General features: G+C 61.8%; 16 protein-coding genes. 9 read left to right on the top strand and 7 right to left on the bottom strand.

The features are described from left to right. Window positions 1–121: 121 nt before the first annotated feature. Together AC07RO_RS18730 and AC07RO_RS18725 are read left to right on the top strand one after the other, a co-directional pair. Window positions 122–442 carry a hypothetical protein gene (locus AC07RO_RS18730; protein WP_037016364.1) on the top strand — a complete coding sequence of 107 codons (321 nt, stop codon included), beginning with the start codon at window positions 122–124 and terminating at the stop codon, window positions 440–442. A gap of 140 nt (window positions 443–582) precedes the next feature. After that, the gene (locus tag AC07RO_RS18725) at window positions 583–1332 is read left to right on the top strand and encodes a substrate-binding periplasmic protein (protein WP_495086777.1); all 750 of its coding nucleotides are present in this window, start codon (window positions 583–585) and stop codon (window positions 1330–1332) included. Window positions 1333–1368: 36 nt separating this feature from the next. Here AC07RO_RS18725 and AC07RO_RS18720 read toward each other — a convergent pair whose 3' ends face one another. The 7 genes from AC07RO_RS18720 to AC07RO_RS18690 all read right to left on the bottom strand — a co-directional run bounded on the left by AC07RO_RS18720 (window position 1369) and on the right by AC07RO_RS18690 (window position 9705). Further along, window positions 1369–2328 (bottom strand): quinone oxidoreductase family protein, encoded by a 960-nt coding sequence (locus tag AC07RO_RS18720; RefSeq protein ID WP_495086776.1) that lies wholly within the window; start codon window positions 2326–2328, stop codon window positions 1369–1371. A gap of 39 nt (window positions 2329–2367) precedes the next feature. Then, window positions 2368–2541: a DUF1427 family protein gene (locus AC07RO_RS18715; protein WP_133773621.1), complete on the bottom strand. Its 174-nt coding sequence runs from the start codon at window positions 2539–2541 to the stop codon at window positions 2368–2370. A gap of 133 nt (window positions 2542–2674) precedes the next feature. Then, the gene (locus tag AC07RO_RS18710) at window positions 2675–3451 is read right to left on the bottom strand and encodes an AraC family transcriptional regulator (protein ID WP_495086775.1); all 777 of its coding nucleotides are present in this window, start codon (window positions 3449–3451) and stop codon (window positions 2675–2677) included. A gap of 142 nt (window positions 3452–3593) precedes the next feature. Continuing rightward, a complete protein-coding gene (locus AC07RO_RS18705) occupies window positions 3594–4862 on the bottom strand; it encodes an OprD family porin (protein WP_495086774.1) in 1269 nt (422 codons plus the stop codon). 243 nt (window positions 4863–5105) lie between these two features. Further along, window positions 5106–5336: a hypothetical protein gene (locus AC07RO_RS18700; RefSeq protein WP_192171319.1), complete on the bottom strand. Its 231-nt coding sequence runs from the start codon at window positions 5334–5336 to the stop codon at window positions 5106–5108. A 180-nt stretch (window positions 5337–5516) separates the two neighbouring features. Continuing rightward, window positions 5517–6623: an agmatine deiminase gene (gene aguA, locus AC07RO_RS18695; protein ID WP_346629470.1), complete on the bottom strand. Its 1107-nt coding sequence runs from the start codon at window positions 6621–6623 to the stop codon at window positions 5517–5519. Window positions 6624–6786: 163 nt separating this feature from the next. Further along, entirely contained in the window at window positions 6787–9705 is a 2919-nt protein-coding gene (locus AC07RO_RS18690) for an aminotransferase (RefSeq protein WP_495086773.1), read from the bottom strand. A 294-nt stretch (window positions 9706–9999) separates the two neighbouring features. Between AC07RO_RS18690 and rfbB the strand changes: the two genes are divergently transcribed. From rfbB to AC07RO_RS18655, 7 genes are all read left to right on the top strand, one after another. After that, complete coding sequence (rfbB, locus tag AC07RO_RS18685; protein WP_346628074.1) at window positions 10000–11079, top strand: dTDP-glucose 4,6-dehydratase; 1080 nt, start codon at window positions 10000–10002, stop codon at window positions 11077–11079. Further along, the gene (gene rfbA, locus AC07RO_RS18680) at window positions 11076–11951 is read left to right on the top strand and encodes a glucose-1-phosphate thymidylyltransferase RfbA (RefSeq protein ID WP_282365720.1); all 876 of its coding nucleotides are present in this window, start codon (window positions 11076–11078) and stop codon (window positions 11949–11951) included. Before rfbB ends, rfbA begins: the two co-directional genes overlap by 4 nt. After that, window positions 11948–12493: a dTDP-4-dehydrorhamnose 3,5-epimerase gene (gene rfbC, locus AC07RO_RS18675; RefSeq protein WP_192171324.1), complete on the top strand. Its 546-nt coding sequence runs from the start codon at window positions 11948–11950 to the stop codon at window positions 12491–12493. The genes rfbA and rfbC overlap by 4 nt, the downstream gene beginning before the upstream one ends. Beyond that, entirely contained in the window at window positions 12490–13371 is an 882-nt protein-coding gene (gene rfbD / locus AC07RO_RS18670) for a dTDP-4-dehydrorhamnose reductase (protein WP_495086772.1), read from the top strand. Before rfbC ends, rfbD begins: the two co-directional genes overlap by 4 nt. Before the next feature lie 89 nt (window positions 13372–13460). Beyond that, window positions 13461–15275: a sensor histidine kinase gene (locus AC07RO_RS18665; RefSeq protein ID WP_495086771.1), complete on the top strand. Its 1815-nt coding sequence runs from the start codon at window positions 13461–13463 to the stop codon at window positions 15273–15275. Continuing rightward, a complete protein-coding gene (locus tag AC07RO_RS18660) occupies window positions 15272–16648 on the top strand; it encodes a sigma-54-dependent transcriptional regulator (RefSeq protein ID WP_192171327.1) in 1377 nt (458 codons plus the stop codon). Before AC07RO_RS18665 ends, AC07RO_RS18660 begins: the two co-directional genes overlap by 4 nt. Continuing rightward, complete coding sequence (locus tag AC07RO_RS18655) at window positions 16641–17108, top strand: YiiD C-terminal domain-containing protein (RefSeq protein ID WP_495086770.1); 468 nt, start codon at window positions 16641–16643, stop codon at window positions 17106–17108. The genes AC07RO_RS18660 and AC07RO_RS18655 overlap by 8 nt, the downstream gene beginning before the upstream one ends. Window positions 17109–17331 lie beyond the last annotated feature (223 nt).

Raw genomic sequence — 17331 nt, 5'->3', positions numbered from 1 at the left:
AGATTCAGAGCGCCCCCTCCCCCATCCCGCCCCCATCGAGTAACGTATACCCATCCAACGGGCCCTCGCGTCTGCGTCAGGACAGCGACCCGCCATCAGAATCACGATAGAAGGCCCAACCGTGCACAAAGTCCGATTGATCAAGTACGTCTGGACCCACCAGACCCCGGAGATTTCGTCTGAATGGTCCAAGCTGCTCTACGAAGTGGAGCTGCCGTTCGTCCCTTTCCATGGCTTGAACATTCAGCTGCCGATGCAGCGCGTCTGGCGGATTCGGGATGTGGAGTGGAACGTCGAGGAGCAGACCTTTCGGTGCCATATCGAGGACCAGTTCATGAATTTGCTGGATGTGGATGACTCGTATGAGGACTGGATCGAGACGTTGCTGGAGTGTGGCTGGGTGCTGAGCGGGCGCTACACCAATGAGCACAACAAGACCTGATTCGCCTTCGCTCAAATATTCCCCCGGAATCGACGCTGGATGCGCACTGCGCCCGGCAGAGATGACAAACCGATGCCAGACTGGAACACACCTGGCACAAGGACTGTCCCGGCGCCCTATTCCCTTTGAGCATGACTGCCATGAAATGGATTTCTCGTTGTATCCATTACGCGGCCAGCGCGCTGTTGGCGTGCTCGTCAGCAGCGTTTGCGCTGCCGACCGTCGACCTGTTCGTGGCCGAAGCGCCGCCGCTGACGATGGCCAGTCAAGGCGACCGGCACGGAATCGCGGGCGACATCAGCCTTCAGGCCATGGCGATGGCGGGGTATTCCGCCCACTTGCTGTCGCCGCCGTGGCCGCGCGCGCAACGCGATGTGGCGCTTGGGGCGAACAAGCTCATTGCGCCGGTGACCCGCACTCAAAGCCGGGAAGACAGCTTCACCTGGATCGCTCCGCTGATGACGATGGACCGAGCGTTTTTCAGCCTTGATCGTCACGTCGAGAGTTTTGAAGAGGCGCGCAAGACCTTCAAGATGATCGCCGTCGGCAGTGGCTCGGCGCAGGAGACGCGTCTACGTGAGGAAGGTTTTTCAGCGGCTCAGATTTATCCGCTGAAGATCGGCGAGAACCCGGCGCTGATGCTGCTCAAGGGCCGGGTAGATGCGTGGTTTAACGGCGTCCCGGAAACGCTCTACATCTGGAAGCAGATCAGCGATCGCCCGCTGATGATGAGCCGAGCGTTGATGACCGCCGATCTGTATCTGGCGTGCTCGAAGGACTGCGACCCCCAGATGGTCGAGAAGCTGAAGGCAGCGATCGACACGCTTCAGGCAGACGGGTCGATCAAACGCGTTCAGCATGACTATCTGAAAGGGCTGCCCGTCCAGTGATCGGGTCAGCCCTGCACTAACGCCCATGCTCGCCTGTCACGGCAGCAGAATCACCTTGTCAGCACCGCCCTGATTCACTTCGGCGTAACGCGCCAGGCCTTCTTCCAGCGGCGATTCAATCAGCCCGGTTGGCAGCGGCAGAGTGCCGTCGTCGAACTGTTTGCCGAATTGCTCCAGCATTCGCGCGCAGGCTTCAACGCCGTACAGCAGCGAGTTGATCCCCACCACCGAACCGCCCTTGCGGTACAGCGCCAGCGCCGGCAATTGCACGTGGCCGTCTACCGGAGCGGCGATGATTGCGATGCGACCGAATTGCGCCAATGCAGGCACAGCCGCCGGCAGCCAGAAGCCGGTAGTGTCGAAGATCACGTCGGCGCCGCCTGGAAAAACAGCGTTCACTTGAGCACCCAGGTCTTCTGGCTTGTCGAGTTGGATCGCGTTGAAGCCTTGCTCTTGCAGCGCTTTCAGTTGATCCGTTTTACGCACCGCCGCCAGCACCTGGGCGCCGCGCACTTTCGCCAGTGCGATGGCGGCGCTTCCCACTGCGCCATTGGCACCGATGACCAGCAGCCGAGTGCCGGCCTGCACGAGGCTGCGCTCAAGTGCGTCCCACGCCGTGGTGTACGGGACGCCCAGACTGGCGGCCTGAGTGAAGCTCAGCGACGCCGGCTTGATCGCCACGCCCTTGGCCGACAGCGTGATGTAGCCGGCGTGGGAGCCGTCGCGGACAAAGCCGATCTCCTTGCCGGTGCCCCACACTTCTCTGCCGATCAGTTCCTGCGGGCCTTCGACAACAACGCCCGCAAAGTCACGGCCCGGAACGCGCGGCATCGTGGTGTAGGGAAAGCGGCCAAGGACGTTTTTGACGTCGCTGGGGTTCAGGCCTGCGGCTTTGATCTGCACCAGAACTTCGCCGGCCGCGGGGACAGGCGTGGGCAGATCGACGACTTCCAGCGCAGCCAGGTCGCCGGTGCGGGAGAATTGCAGTGCTTTCATGATGGGTTCATCCGAAGTGGGGAAAGGGAGGTCGTCGATTCAGGACGCCAGGTTGGAAAAGAACTGCTTGCCCACTGGCCACAGCCATTCACCAGCCTGCATGCCGAGCAAGCCAACCAGTGCGACCAGAGGCGGTGCCGGTGAGCGGAAGTCCAGCAGGCCATACAGCAAGCCGACGGCGATACCGATTGCGAGGGAAATGACGTAGCTCATGACAAACTCCGGTGCGTGGGACGCGCGGCTCGATGGCGGCGCGACTGCGTTAAGCGATGACCAGAGTGTAAGGAGGGCCGGCGAGCGCTACCGGCCAAGAGCTTCTGAATTTCGGACAGAGTCGGCGCAGGCGTTAGTGGGATGGATCAACGACCGGGTACTGGGAAGGCGCCAAGCCCAGTTCGCGGCGGAACATGTCGCTGAAGCTGCTCGGTGAATACCCCATTGAGCGAGCAATGGCATTGACCGGCACGCCCTGGATGATCTCCGCCACCGAGGTCGCCAGTTGCACCTGCCGCCGCCATTCGGCGAAACCCATGCCGAGCACCGCCTGAAACAGCCGGGACAGGGTTCGCACACTGGCGCCGGCGTTTTCCGCGTGCTGTTCGAATGACACATCGATGGACGGCTCGATCATCACCGCCTGACAGACGTTCATCAGCCTGCGGTCGCTGTCATCGGGCATCGGCACTTTCAGCAGCGAACGCCGGGCGCGCTTGAGTTCGAGCAACGCCAGATTGACCACGGCATCGTAGTAGTCCGATTCCTTGTCCTGCTCGGCCACCAGACCGACGATCAGCTCGCGCAACAAGCGCCCGACTTCCAGGACCTGAACCGTGGTGTCGAGGGTTCGGGCGAGCGCCGGGCGCAGGTAGATGTTGCGCATTTCCAGATCCGACACCACGCGGATGCCATGGGGCACGCCGGGCGGCAACCAGACCGCGCGCTGCGGTGGCACGACCAGCGCTTCATTGGGCGTCTCGACCCACATCACGCCAGACATCGCGTACAGCACCTGCCCCCACTCATGCTCATGGGGCTCGATGTACAAGCCGCGCGGATACGTCCGTGACAAAGGCTGCACGGGGACGGCGGTATTGGAGAGGTCGGGTGGCGCGGCGATTGCCATGATGAAACCGGCTGGAGTGGATGCAGCGATGGAAGCGGGAGAGCAGACTAGATCGCCAGTTCGGTGAAGGCTCATAGCAGAACGCCCCGATCTTGCGACCGGGGCGTCAGGGTAAATCAGTCAGCTCTTCAGCCGATCAACATCAGAACACGTTGATCGGGTAATCGACGAAGATCCGGGTTTCGTTACCGCCAACGTTGTATTGATCCACATCGTTGGAGACGCGCAGGAACGAGTTACGCAGGCGCACCGACAGGTCTTTGACCGGGCCGCTCTGGACCACGTAGGTCAACTGGCTGAACAATTCGCGCTCTTCGCCACGGCCCCGACCGCTGCCGTCGTCGATGTTGTCGCCGCGCACGTAGGCCACGCGGTAGCTCAGGCCCGGAGTCACAACGGTGCCCAGGTTCACGCCATAGCCCACCTGCCACGACCGCTCGTCTTTGCCGTTGAAGTCCGACCAGTAGGAGTTCGCCAGGTAGATGGTGTTACCGCCATCGCCGGTGCCGCCTGCGTTGCGGTAGCCGCCGTAGGTGTAACCGGTCTCGCCGGTGCTGCGCTGATGCGCGATCGTAAACGAGTGGATACCCACAGCCCAGGTCGCTGCCAGGCTCCAGATCTTGTTGTCGCGAGCGTCATCGACGGCGAAGTCTTTGTCCAGCTTGGTCTTGTAGCCGTTAAAGTCGAAGGTCAGCGACTGATCTTTCGGCATCGCCCAGACGTAGTTCAGGTTCACGTACTGCTTCTTCAGCACGTCTTCGTCGTCGGAGGCGTAAAACGCGGCACTGAGGGCCTCGGTGAATTTGTAGCTGCCGCCGTAGACGTTGATGCTCTTCAGATCACCGCTGTCGCGGCCTTCGGCGCTCTTGCGGGTTTCGGCGGTAAAGCGGCCGGCCACCAGCGTGAGGCCCTTGATCTCTTTGGAGGTGATCATGGTGCTGGTGTACGACTCAGGCAGCAGGCGAGAGTTGTCGTAATTGAGTACCGGCAGCTCTGGCATCATGTCGCCGTACTTCAGTTCGGTATTGGACACCCGGAATTTGACCGCGCCGCCAAAGCGCGACAGGTCGTCCGCCGCGTTGCCGCTGTCGCCCTGCTTGAAGAAATCAATGCCGCCCGCGCCGCTCTTGCCCTTGCCACCGTCCAGACGCGCGGCGTACAGACCGAAAGCGTCAACGCCAACGCCCACCAGGCCTTGGGTAAAACCGGATGTGTAGCCGGCCATGAACGCCTGACCCCATTCCGAGCGGTCCTGCGGTCCGTTTTTGTAATCGCGATTGATGTAGGCGTTGCGCAGGTTGATCTTCAGGCTGCTGTCTTCAACAAATCCTTTGGAATCTGCCTGACCGTCCGCCATGGCGTGAGTGGCGGCGAGGATGCCCAGAGCGAGCAGGCCGATACGCTGTTTCATCTTGTTGTCCTTGTGAGCGGATTAATCGCGCGCTGTGGCAAATGCCCGGGGTGGGCAGTTGCGTCTTCCGGGACTGGAACCGTTCCGGAAGCCCGCACGAAATCATCGCAGTGGACTACTGATGCACGTACATGGCGCTAGGCCACAGGCGGTGGAGGCGCGAATGCTATCCCCCGTCTGCCGAGGGTGTCAATTTGATGGGAGTCAAACGGAGGCCCTGTAATGCCTGTTGCTCTAACTTCGTCAGCTGTGGAGCACGCCCAGCAACGCTTCGATCTCGGCGTCGTTGATCAGCCCGCTGGGGTACCGCTTCGTTAGCATCTTGCGAAAATCGCCCCGTTGTTTCAGAGCCTGTTCGTCGTGCATGGGCACCATCGGGATCCGGGTCGTCCGTAACCAGTCCGCCATCATCTGCCGTGCTTCACTGCTCGCAGAAAAACCTCGAGTCACTCGCAACTCATGACCTGCGTTCATAAGGACAACCTCTTATGTCGTGGACTGCGAAATCTACGGAGCTTTTGTTACAGACGGACGACCTTGCGGGGGCATTTACGCGCCGCTGGGATCCCATCTTCCTACGGCTGACCGGAAACGGTCCGCCCATAAAAAAGCCCATCGTCTGATGGGCTTGATGACAGCAAGAAGCGAACCAACTCAGCCCCGGTGGGGGGCCGGTTGCTGCTGCGTCAGGCAGTGAATGTTGCCTCCGCCCAGTAGCATTTCGCGGCCCGGGACCATGACCACCTCGTGTTCCGGGAACAGCTGCTGGAGGATCTGGCGGGCCGTGTCATCCATCGGATCGTCGAAACACGGGGCAATGATCCCGCCGTTAACGATCAGAAAATTCACGTACGAGCCGGCCAGACGCACCGATGGGTTGCGCTCCTGACTGCCGTGCACCTGATCCACCCCGGCGCACTCTTCTTCGGTGGCATACAGCGGACCCGGGATCGGCATCTTGTGTACGACAAACGGACGTCCCTTGGCGTCGCGGGCATTTTCCAGCACCTTCATGGCTGCCTGGCAGCGCGGGAAATTGGGGTCTTTCGGATCATCTGTCCAGGCGAGTAACACTTCACCGGGGCGTACGTAGCAGCAGAAGTTATCCACATGCCCGTCGGTCTCGTCGTTGTACAAACCATCCGGCAGCCAGATGATTTTTTCGACCGACAGGTGATCGCGCAGCACCGCTTCAATGTCTTCGCGAGACAAGTGCGGGTTGCGGTTGCGATTGAGCAGGCATTCTTCGGTGGTGATCAGCGTGCCCTCGCCATCGACGTGGATCGAACCGCCTTCCAGCACGAAACCTTCGGTGACATAGCGCGGGCAGCGCTCGATTTCCAACACTTTGCTGGCGACCTGTTCATCCAGGTTCCAAGGCGCGTAAAGCCCGCCGTCGAAACCGCCCCAGGCATTGAAGCCCCAATTGACGCCGCGAACCTCGCCCGCGTCATTGATGACGAAGGTCGGACCGGAGTCGCGTACCCAAGCGTCGTTACTGCTCAGCTCGACGACGCGAATGTTGGGCACGTCCAGCCGTGCGCGGGCGTTGTCGTACTGTGCGGCCGAGACGCCAACGGTGACAGGCTCGAAACGGGCGATGGCCTTGGCCACTGCGACGTGATCGTTCTGCACGGGCTTGCCGCCCAGACGCCAGTTGTCAGGGCGCTCGGGCCAGATCATCCAGGTTTGCGTCTGCGGCGCCCACTCGGCAGGCATGTAGAAGCCATCGGCGCGGGGGGTGCTGTTGAGAGTGGTCACAGTAATCAGAACTCCATGAAACGACGAGGGCGTCTACGGCAAAATAAGAGAGACGTTATAGACGATAAAAATCGGATTTAAAAACATTAATAAAGCTTTCTGCACTTGCCATGGCATTTAACGCCGATATATATCGGCCAATTCAAATCAGGGGATAGCCAACTCAATCCTCTAGCTCACTCATCACCTTCGACACGCTCTCGACAAAGAAGTCCACGCTCCGGCGGCTGGTCACCATCGGCGGCTTGATCTTGAGGATGTTCAGATAATCCCCCGTGGGCTGCATGAAAATTCCCAGTTCACGGAGACGGTCGCACAAGCAGGTCGTTTCCTCGGTCGCGGGTTCCAGCGTCTCGCGGTCGCGTACCAGTTCCAACCCCAGATAGAACCCCGAGCCGTGAACAGCCCCGGCCAGCGGATGTTTGTCGATCAGCGCCAGCAGGCGCTCCTTGAAATAGCCGCCCACCACGCGGGCGTTTTCCCACAGCTTTTCTTCCTCCATGACGTCGAGCACTGCCATGCCGATGCGGCAACTCACCGGGCTGCCGCCGGACGACGAAAAGAAATAGCCCTCGGCCTCTAGCGCCTCCGCGATCTCGCGACGGGTGATGACGGCGCCGAGGGGATGACCGTTGCCCATGCCTTTGGCCATGGTGATGATATCCGGCACCACGCCCTGCTCCTCAAAGCCCCAGAAGTAATGACCGAGACGGCCGTAACCCACCTGCACTTCATCGGCGATGCACACCCCGCCCTCAGCGCGGACTTTGTCGTACACCTGCTGCAGATAACCCGGCGGCAACGAAATCCCGCCGGCGTTGCCGTATACCGGTTCGCAGATGAAGCCCGCCACTTGCCGACCTTGCTCCTTTAGCGCGGTCAAGTGCGCGTCTACGCTGCGCAGGTAGAACGGCGTGCTGTCCGCGCCACGAAACTCGCCACGATAGGTATTGGGCGCGACCACAGGATGGACCCAGTCGGGACGCGTGCTCAGCGCTTGCGGGTTGTCGGCGATGGATGTCGAAATGGCATCGGTCGCCACCGACCAGCCGTGATAAGCCTCCAGCACGCTCAGGACATCGCGCCCGCCGCTGTAGGCCCAGGCCAGACGAATCGCCAGATCATTCGCCTCGGTGCCGCTGTTCACCAGAAACACCCGGTCCATACCGGCGGGCGCCAGCTTCAGCAGCCGCTCGGAGAACTCGGCGATCGCTGCGTAATGGAAGCGTGAATTGGTGTTGAGCAGCGACCACTGCCGCGCCGCAACCTCAGCCATGCGTGGATGGCCGTGACCGAGCACCGCGACGTTATTGAGCATGTCCAGATAAGAACGGCCCTGCATGTCGATCAGGTGGTTGCGCCAGCCGCGCTCGATCTGCGGCGGGGCTTGGTAATAATGCTTTTGCGAACGGGCAAAACTGGCGTCGCGACGGGCGAGCAACGCGGCGGAATCTGCCAGTGCTGGCGCATCGCAATCAAAACCCAGCAGCCCTTTGGGGGACGGACACAACGCACGCCAGGCGGCTGCCCGCGAAGGCGTGGTGAACAGCGGCGGGCTCACATCCGGCTCCGAACACAGCTGCACGATCAACGCGCCGCCGCCCTGCCCGATCACGTCGCCTGCACCGAACTCGACGCCGGAGTCGAAATCAGAACGCACGCCCCACAGGCGCAGACTCACTTCGGCGCCCACCAACTGCAACGCGCCGTCGGCGGTGTGGCGCAAACTGCCGGCAAATGGCGCATGAACAGCGGTGCCGTGGGGGATCTGCAATTCAGTGTGCAGCGCGAAGGTGTCCGGCTCTTTCGCGCTGTCGGGCAGCGTGCGGGACAGCCGGTATTCGCCATAGCGGCTGGCCGCCAGGCCGTGGTGTTGAGCCGCGTCTTTCAGCAGTTGCTCATCGATACCACTGTGTTCCCAGTTGCCCGCCACGAAATGCTCGCTGAGCACACCCAGATCGATAAGGGTAAAACCTTGCCCGCTCAAGCTCGGCAACAGCGGCGAAAACGTCTCGGCCTCTTCGTCCGCTTCCCACTCACCCACCGCGTCGAGAATCGCCGCTTCCATCAGCGCAATCGGCACGGAGGTGGCGACGTCGAAGATGTTCCACTCGCTGGCCAGATTGGCCTGGATGTAACCGTTGTCTGGCTCGATGCTCGCCTGTTGCTCGCTGCTCAAGACCAGAACAGCCGAGCGCGCGACGATCAACGGCCACAGCGCCAGCAGCTCCTCGCTCTGAAGCGGGTTGATTTGGTGGTAAGCCTGAATGGCGGACAGGATGAAAAACGGATCGCCGTCGGCATGGTGCAGCAGCGCGGCGCAGGTCACCGAGAGGTCGGCGATGCGCCACGTGCGCACCAGATCACCGAAGTCGATCAGCCCTTGAAGCTGCCACTGGCGGTGGGCGTCTCGGGCCCAGACCACGTTGTATTCGGTGATGTCCATGTGAATGGCTTGCACCGGCAGCGACGCCACCAGCGGCAGCAAATAGGCCTGGGCCTGCTCGGCGGCCTCGGCGATGCAGGCGCGCTTGTCGGCATCGGCGATGACCGGGAGCAGATGCTCAATCAACGCAAACGCGTGCCGCGGGTCCCACTGCAACACACGGTCCAGGCCTGGATGCTCGAACCCAGCCAGCGCGACATCAACACGGGCGCAGAGCTGCGCCAATCCGGTCACGACGTGCCGATTCAGATGCGCGACGTGGGCCAGTGATTGTCCGTCGATAAACTCGAGAACGCGCAGGTGCACGGCGTTGCCGTTGTGATCGACGGACAACAAGTCTTCACCGTTCAGCCCTGGCATCACTGCCGGAACGCGCACCTGCGGCTCTGCGCCCAGATGCCGCAACGCTGCATGCTGGGCGGCAAGCTCGGTGGTTGAGTAAGCGCCATGGCAGATCTTCAGGACGAAACGGCGTCCGTCACCGCAGTCCAGCAGGAAGTTTCGGTCTTGATGGCTGCCCAACTCCTTTAATGTTCCCGACAGCCCGTAATATGTCGTCAGCCATTCAGCGGCCTGCGCGGCGTCAACGTCCGGGCATGGCAGGCTGGAACGACGAATCAAGGTGTCGAGCGACATGAAAGAAGTCCTGAGAGAGAAAGGCGCGAACAATATCGCCAGTTGCGCGACCGTTAATCAACCCCGCGCCATTTGCCAGTAAAGAAATGCGTTAACGCACCGATAGATAGGCCAGGCGTTAAACCCGTGAAACACCCGCGGCGGTTTAATGGCGCTGATCGCCATGGGCCATCAATTAATTTCATCGCTTGTTGGCGGATTGCTCCTTGCGTCAGTCAGCAAGGCCCCACAAGCTATGCTCCATCGTCCTACGCCTTTATCGTCTTACGTCTTTCCAGGGAAGAAGGTTTATCCATGCGAATACTTGTTACCGGTGGCGCCGGCTTTATCGGCTCTGCGCTGATCCGTCATTTGATCAACAACACCGATCACGATGTCCTCAATTTCGACAAGCTGACCTACGCCGGGAATCTTGAATCGCTGCAGGGCATTGCGAACAACACTCGGTATGAGTTCGTGCAAGAGGACATCGTTGATCAGGCTGCGGTGAGCAAAGTCCTCGCGCGCTTCAAGCCTGACGCGATCATGCACCTGGCGGCTGAATCCCACGTTGACCGTTCGATTGACGGCCCGTCGGAGTTCATTCAGACCAACATCGTCGGCACCTACAGTCTGCTGGAAGCGACCCGCAGCTATTGGCTGACCTTGCCCGAAGCCGAGCGCGCCGCTTTCCGCTTCCATCACATCTCTACGGACGAAGTGTATGGCGACCTGCACGGCGTGGACGATCTGTTCACTGAAACCACGCCCTACGCGCCAAGCTCGCCGTATTCGGCCAGCAAAGCGGCGTCGGACCATCTGGTTCGCGCCTGGCAGCGCACCTACGGGCTGCCGGTGGTCGTCACCAACTGCTCGAACAACTACGGCCCGTTCCACTTCCCCGAGAAGCTCATCCCGCTGGTGATTCTCAATGCCCTGGCCGGGAAGCCGCTGCCGGTGTACGGCAACGGCTTGCAGGTGCGTGACTGGTTGTTCGTCGAAGACCACGCCCGCGCATTGCTTAAGGTGGTAACCGAGGGCCAGGTTGGCGAGACCTACAATATCGGCGGCCACAACGAACAAAAGAACATCGACGTCGTGCGCGGCATCTGCGCGCTGCTTGAAGAGCTGGCGCCGGAGCAGCGCAAAGGCGTGGCCCATTACGCGGACCTGATCACCTACGTGACCGATCGCCCGGGCCATGACATGCGCTACGCCATCGACGCCAGCAAGATCGAGCGCGAACTGGGCTGGACACCGGAAGAGACATTCGAATCCGGCCTGCGCAAAACCGTGCAGTGGTATCTCGACAATCTTGAATGGTGCCGCAACGTGCAAGACGGCAGCTATAAGGGCGAACGCCTGGGCACCAACGTGAAGGAACTGATCGCATGACTAAAGGAATTGTACTGGCCGGCGGCTCGGGCACACGCCTGCACCCGATCACCCTCGGGGTCTCAAAACAGCTGTTGCCGATCTACGACAAACCGATGATCTATTACCCGATCTCGGTGCTGATGCTGGCCGGGATCAAGGACATCCTGGTCATCTCGACGCCGCTGGACCTGCCGCAGTACCGGGCGCTGCTGGGTGACGGCAGTCAGTTCGGCGTGCGCTTTCATTACGAGGAGCAGCCCAAGCCGGACGGCCTCGCGCAGGCATTCCTCATTGGCGAAGAATTCATCGGCGATGACTCGGTGTGCCTGATTCTCGGCGACAACATCTTCCACGGTCAGCACTTCAGCGAGCAGCTCACGCGTGCGGCGGCCAACACCTCCGGCGCGACCGTGTTTGGCTACTGGGTGAAGGATCCAGAGCGTTTCGGCGTGATCGACTTTGATGAGCACGGCCACGCGCTGTCCATCGAAGAGAAGCCCAAGGCGCCGAAGTCCAGCTACGCCGTGACCGGTCTGTATTTCTACGACAACGAAGTCATTCAGATCGCCAAGGACGTCAAGCCGTCCCCGCGCGGCGAGCTGGAGATTACCGACGTCAACAACGCCTACCTCAAGCGCGGCGACCTGCGCGTCGAGCGCTTTGGGCGCGGCTTCGCCTGGCTCGATACGGGTACTCACGACAGCCTGCTGGACGCGTCGCAATACGTGCAGACCATCGAGCACCGTCAGGGCCTGAAGGTCGCGTGCCTGGAAGAAATCGCCTATCAGAACGGCTGGATCGACCGCGCCCACCTGTTGAACAGGGCTGACTATTTCGGCAAGACCGGCTACGGTCAGTACCTGTTCAAGATCGCAGGGGAAAGTCAGTGAAAGTGGTTGCCAGCAAGTTGCCTGAAGTCCTCATCATCGAACCCAAAGTGTTCGGCGATGAGCGTGGCTTCTTCTACGAAAGTTTCAACGCCCGGGCTTTTGCCGAGGCCACCGGCGTCGCCGATCAGTTCGTTCAGGACAATCACTCGCGCTCGCAGAAAGGTGTCCTGCGCGGGTTGCATTACCAGATCGAAAACCCACAGGGCAAACTGGTGCGCGTGACCGTCGGCCGCGTGCTGGACATCGCTGTCGACATCCGTCGCAGCTCGCCACAGTTCGGCCAATGGTTCGGTCTGGAGCTGTCTGCCGAAAACGCGCGTCAGCTGTGGATTCCCAAGGGTTTCGCCCACGGCTTCGTGGTGTTGAGCGACTACGCCGAGTTCCTCTACAAGACCACCGACTACTACACGCCGTCGGCCGAGCGCTGCATTCGCTGGGACGATCCTGAGCTGGGCATCGACTGGGGCTTGAGCGAAGCACCTCAATTGTCGGCCAAGGATCAGGTCGGCAAGCTCCTGAAAGACGCGGACCTGTTCCCGTGAGTGCGCCGCTGCGCATTTTGATCAGCGGGCAACACGGCCAGGTCTCCCATGCGCTGCAGCAACGCCTGCAGAACACGGGTGAGCTGATCGTGCTGGGCCGTGATCAGCTGGATTTGAGTCAGCCGGAATCCATCCGCCCGGTGGTTCGCGACATCAAACCGGACCTGATCATCAACGCTGCCGCGCACACGGCAGTGGATCAGGCCGAAAGCGAGCCGGACCTGGCCTTCGCCATTAACGCGACGTCCCCCGGTGTATTCGCTGAAGAAGCTGCGGTACTGGGCATTCCGCTGATTCACTACTCCACCGATTATGTGTTCGACGGCAGCAAGGCTGGTGCGTGGGTTGAGTCCGACGCGCCGAATCCGCTGGGCGTCTACGGCAGCAGCAAACTGGCGGGCGAGCGGGCCATCGCCGCAGCGGGCGGGCAGCACCTGATTTTGCGCACCAGCTGGGTGTACTCCCTGACCGGGCGCAACTTTCTGCTGACCATGCAGCGCTTGCTGCAAGAGCGCGAGAAGCTGTCGATCGTTGCCGACCAGATCGGCGCACCCACCTGGGCCGGCACCATCGCCGCCAGCACCGGTGCGCTGATCGAACGCTGGCGTGACGGTGCGCCAGGCGCCTGGGGTGTTTATCACCTGACGGCCAGCGGCGAGACGTCGTGGTTCGGGTTCGCTGAAGCCATTGGTCAGCAGTTGATCAACAGCGGCAAACCCTGCGCGACGCTTGAGCCGATTGCTTCCAGCGCTTACCCGACGCCGGCTGCACGCCCGCTCAATTCGCGTCTGGATTGCAGCCGATTGCAGCGCGAGTGGGGCGTCAGTCAGCCGGACTGGCACGAAGCGTTGCTGGAGTGCTTAGCGCAGCAGCGGTAGGCATAATGGGCCGACTCGATGTTGAGCGGCTGCGGAATACTGAATCATCCGCAGCCGCTCTACACCGCAACGAACCCACCGGCGATTCCATGATCAGCACTAACGCCCTTCCCCGCCGCCCTCGCTGGCGCAGCCTTGCCTTGCTGGCGCTGATCCTCGCCCCGTTGCTGTGGCCGCTCGAACGCCTGGCCGAACACTATTACCGCAATGAGCTGCTGAGCCAGAATCGCCAGACCCTCGACCTGTACGTCGCCAACCTGCTGGGCACGCTGCACCGCTATGAAGTTCTGCCACAGATTCTCGGCGACCTGCCCGGGCTGCGTGCCATGTTGGCGAACCCCCAGGACAAACAGGCGCAAGCCCAGGCCAACGTGCTGCTGATGAACACCGCCCGGCAGACCGGCGCCGAGGTGATCTACCTGATGGCGCCCAATGGCGACACCCTCGCCGCGTCGAACTGGGACAAACGCGACAGCTTCGTTGGCCGCAACTTCGCCTTCCGCCCGTATTTCAGCAATGCCATGGCTGGCAATCTCGGCCGCTTTTTCGGCCTGGGCACAACGTCAGCCAAACGCGGCTACTTCTTCGCGGCCGCCGTGCGCGACGGTGACACCGTGATCGGTGTGCTGGTGGTCAAGGTCGACCTGGACCTCACTGAAACCTTGTGGGGCAAAACGCCGGAACAGTTGCTCGTCACCGACCACAACGGCGTGGTGATCCTGACCTCCAACCCGGCCTGGCGTTTCCGCGCCACGCGCCCGCTCAGTGAGGAAGAAAAGCAGGCCATCGTCGCCATCCAGCCCTACCCGACCCGCGATCCGCGCCCGCTGGAGCTGGATGAAAACGGCTGGCTCAAGCAAACCCAGCAGATCGACGAGACCGGCTGGAGCGTGAACATCCTCGCCCCCCAGATGCTGGTGTCGAGGCCGGTGCGGACGGTGGTTGCCATTGGCGGTGGTGCGTTGCTGGTGCTGATGCTTCTATTGGGGCTGATGATGCAGCGCCGCCGCCATTATCTGGATCGCATCAACTTCGAGGCCAAGGCGCGCCGGGAGCTGGAAGTGCGAGTCGCCGAGCGGACCTGCGATCTGGAAGGCGTCAACCAGCGACTGCGTCAGGAAGTTCTCGAACGCGAGCAGGCGCAGCAGGAACTGTTTCGCGCCCAGGACGAACTGGTTCAGGCCGGCAAGCTGTCAGCGCTGGGCACGATGTCGGCGAGCATCAGCCATGAACTCAACCAGCCGCTGGCGGCGATTCGCAGTTACGCCGAGAACGCCGAAGTGCTGCTCGATCATCAGCGCACCGAAGACGCCCGCGGCAACCTCAAGCTGATCAGCGAACTCACCGGGCGCATGGCGTCGATTATTGCGCACCTGCGCGCCTTCGCCCGGCGTGACCGGCATGCGCCTGAAAGCGTGGCGCTGCAGCCAGCGCTGGACGATGCGCTGGCCCTGCTCGCCAAGCGTCGGCGCGCGATGGAAGTGGAGCTGATTCGTGACCTGCCCGCCGCAACCTTGTGGGTGCAGGCCGGCGAGACGCGGCTGCGTCAGGTGCTGGGGAATCTACTGGCGAACGCGCTGGATGCGCTGACCGAGAAAGGCCCGCCACGCAAATTGTGGATCAGCGCCGAGTACAACGCCGAGGGCGTCAATCTGTACATTCGCGACAACGGCCCGGGGTTTTCCAAAGAAGCGCTGGAGCACGCCCGCGAGCCATTTTTCACCACCAAGACGCGCACCCAGGGTCTCGGCCTGGGCCTGGCGATCTGCGATACGCTGATGCGCGCACTGGGCGGCGAGCTGCTGTTCGCCAATCACCCGGAAGGCGGTGCGCTGCTGACGTTGCGGATGCGCACCGGCGCCTCGGGCGTCAACCTTCAACCGTCTGAGGACTTATCTGCATGAGCACCGACGCCATCGACAGCCGGATTCAGGTGGTGCTGATCGACGACGACCCGCACCTGCGTCAGGCCCTGAGCCAGACGCTCGATCTCGCCGGCCTGAAAATCCTGCCGCTGAGCGACGCCAAAGGCCTGCAAGCGCGCATCGAGCGTGACTGGCCGGGGGTAATCGTCAGTGACATCCGCATGCCGGGCATCGACGGCCTCGAACTGCTCCACCAGCTGCACGCCCAGGATCCGGAGTTGCCGGTGCTGCTGATCACCGGACACGGCGACGTGCCGCTGGCGGTGCAGGCCATGCGCGCCGGCGCCTACGATTTTCTGGAAAAACCCTTTGCCAGCGACGCACTGCTCGACAGCGTTCGGCGCGCCCTGGCGCTGCGCAGGCTGGTGCTGGACAACCGGAGCTTACGGCTTGAGCTCAGCGACCGTCAGCAACTGAGCACGCGACTGGTGGGGTTATCCGCCCCCATCCAGCGCCTGCGCGATCAGATCGGCGCGCTGGCCGCGACCAAGGCTGACGTGTTGATTCTTGGCGAAACGGGCGCCGGCAAAGAAGTGGTCGCCCGCGCACTACACGATTTGTCCAACCGCCGTAATGGTCCGTTCGTGGCGATCAACGCCGGGGCGCTGGCCGAGTCGGTGGTGGAAAGCGAGCTGTTCGGCCATGAGTCGGGCGCCTTCACCGGCGCGCAAAAGCGGCGCATCGGCAAGTTCGAATTCGCCAACGGCGGCACGTTGTTTCTGGATGAAATCGAAAGCATGAGCATGGACGTTCAGGTCAAGCTGCTGCGTTTGCTGCAAGAGCGCGTGGTTGAGCGGCTGGGCGGGAATCAGCAGATCCCGTTGGACATCCGGGTGATCGCGGCGACCAAAGAAGACCTGCGCCAGGCGGCGGACCAAGGGCGTTTCAGGCCCGACTTGTATTACCGCCTTAATGTCGCGCCGTTGCGCATTCCTCCGCTGCGCGAGCGTGGCGAAGACGCGTTGGTGCTGTTCCAGCATTTCGCCGATACCGCCAGTTTGCGCCACGGTCTGCCCCGCCATGAATTGCAGCCGGGGCATCGGGCGCTGCTGCTGCGCCACACCTGGCCGGGCAACGTACGTGAACTGCAGAACGCCGCCGAGCGTTTCGCCTTGGGCCTTGAGCTGGAACTGGAAGGCGAGGCGCAGCCGGATCTGGTGGCGTCCAATGGCGGGCTGAGCGAGCAGGTCGAGGCGTTCGAGCGAGCGTTGATCGCCGCCGAACTGACCCGTCCGCACAGCTCGGTCCGCAGCCTCGCCGAAGCCTTGGGCCTGCCACGCAAAACCCTGCACGACAAACTGCGCAAGCACGGGCTGACCTTCAACGGCGCGGGGTCCGACGACAATGACTGACCGGCAACGTTTGTCTGCTGAAGATCTGGAAGCGGTGCTGCACCGGGACATTCCCCTCACCCGGGAAATGGGTGTCAAGGTGCTGGGCTGGCGAGACCATCAACTTCGTCTGCACCTGCCGTTGGCGCCCAACGTCAATCACAAGAACACCTTGTTCGGCGGCAGCCTGTATTGCGGCGCGGTACTGGCGGGCTGGGGTTGGCTGTACTTGCGGCTCAAGGAAGCCGGGATCGACGACGGGCACATCGTGATTCAGGACGGCCAGATCAGTTATCCCCTGCCGGTCACCCGCGATGGCATCGCTATTTGCGACGCACCGGATGAAGCGAGCTGGGAGAGATTCGTGAAGCTCTACCAACGCCGCGGCCGAGCGCGCCTGACGCTGCATACCCGGATCGTGGCTGATGGATCAGAAGAAACAGCAGTGGAATTCGTCGGGCAGTTTGTGTTGCATCACTAAACAAAGCTGCCCGACACGCCTTGCCTATGTGGGAGTGACCGGGGTGGCGCTCCACCTTGCTCGCGAAGAAGGCATTCCAGCCGCTGAAAATTGCGTGGATATATCGACCTATTCGCGAGCAAGCTCGCTCCCACAATCCGTATTCAGCAGAGACATCTGCAGCGTCTTCTGACACCGCGCTTTCTCGCAGCAGACACAGCCCCTGTGGGAGTGAGCTTGCTCT

Source organism: Pseudomonas sp. GW821-FHT07F05 (assembly GCF_059418765.1).
Note: the sequence above shows the minus strand (reverse complement) of the source record. Positions and strands in the feature narration are given on the sequence as shown.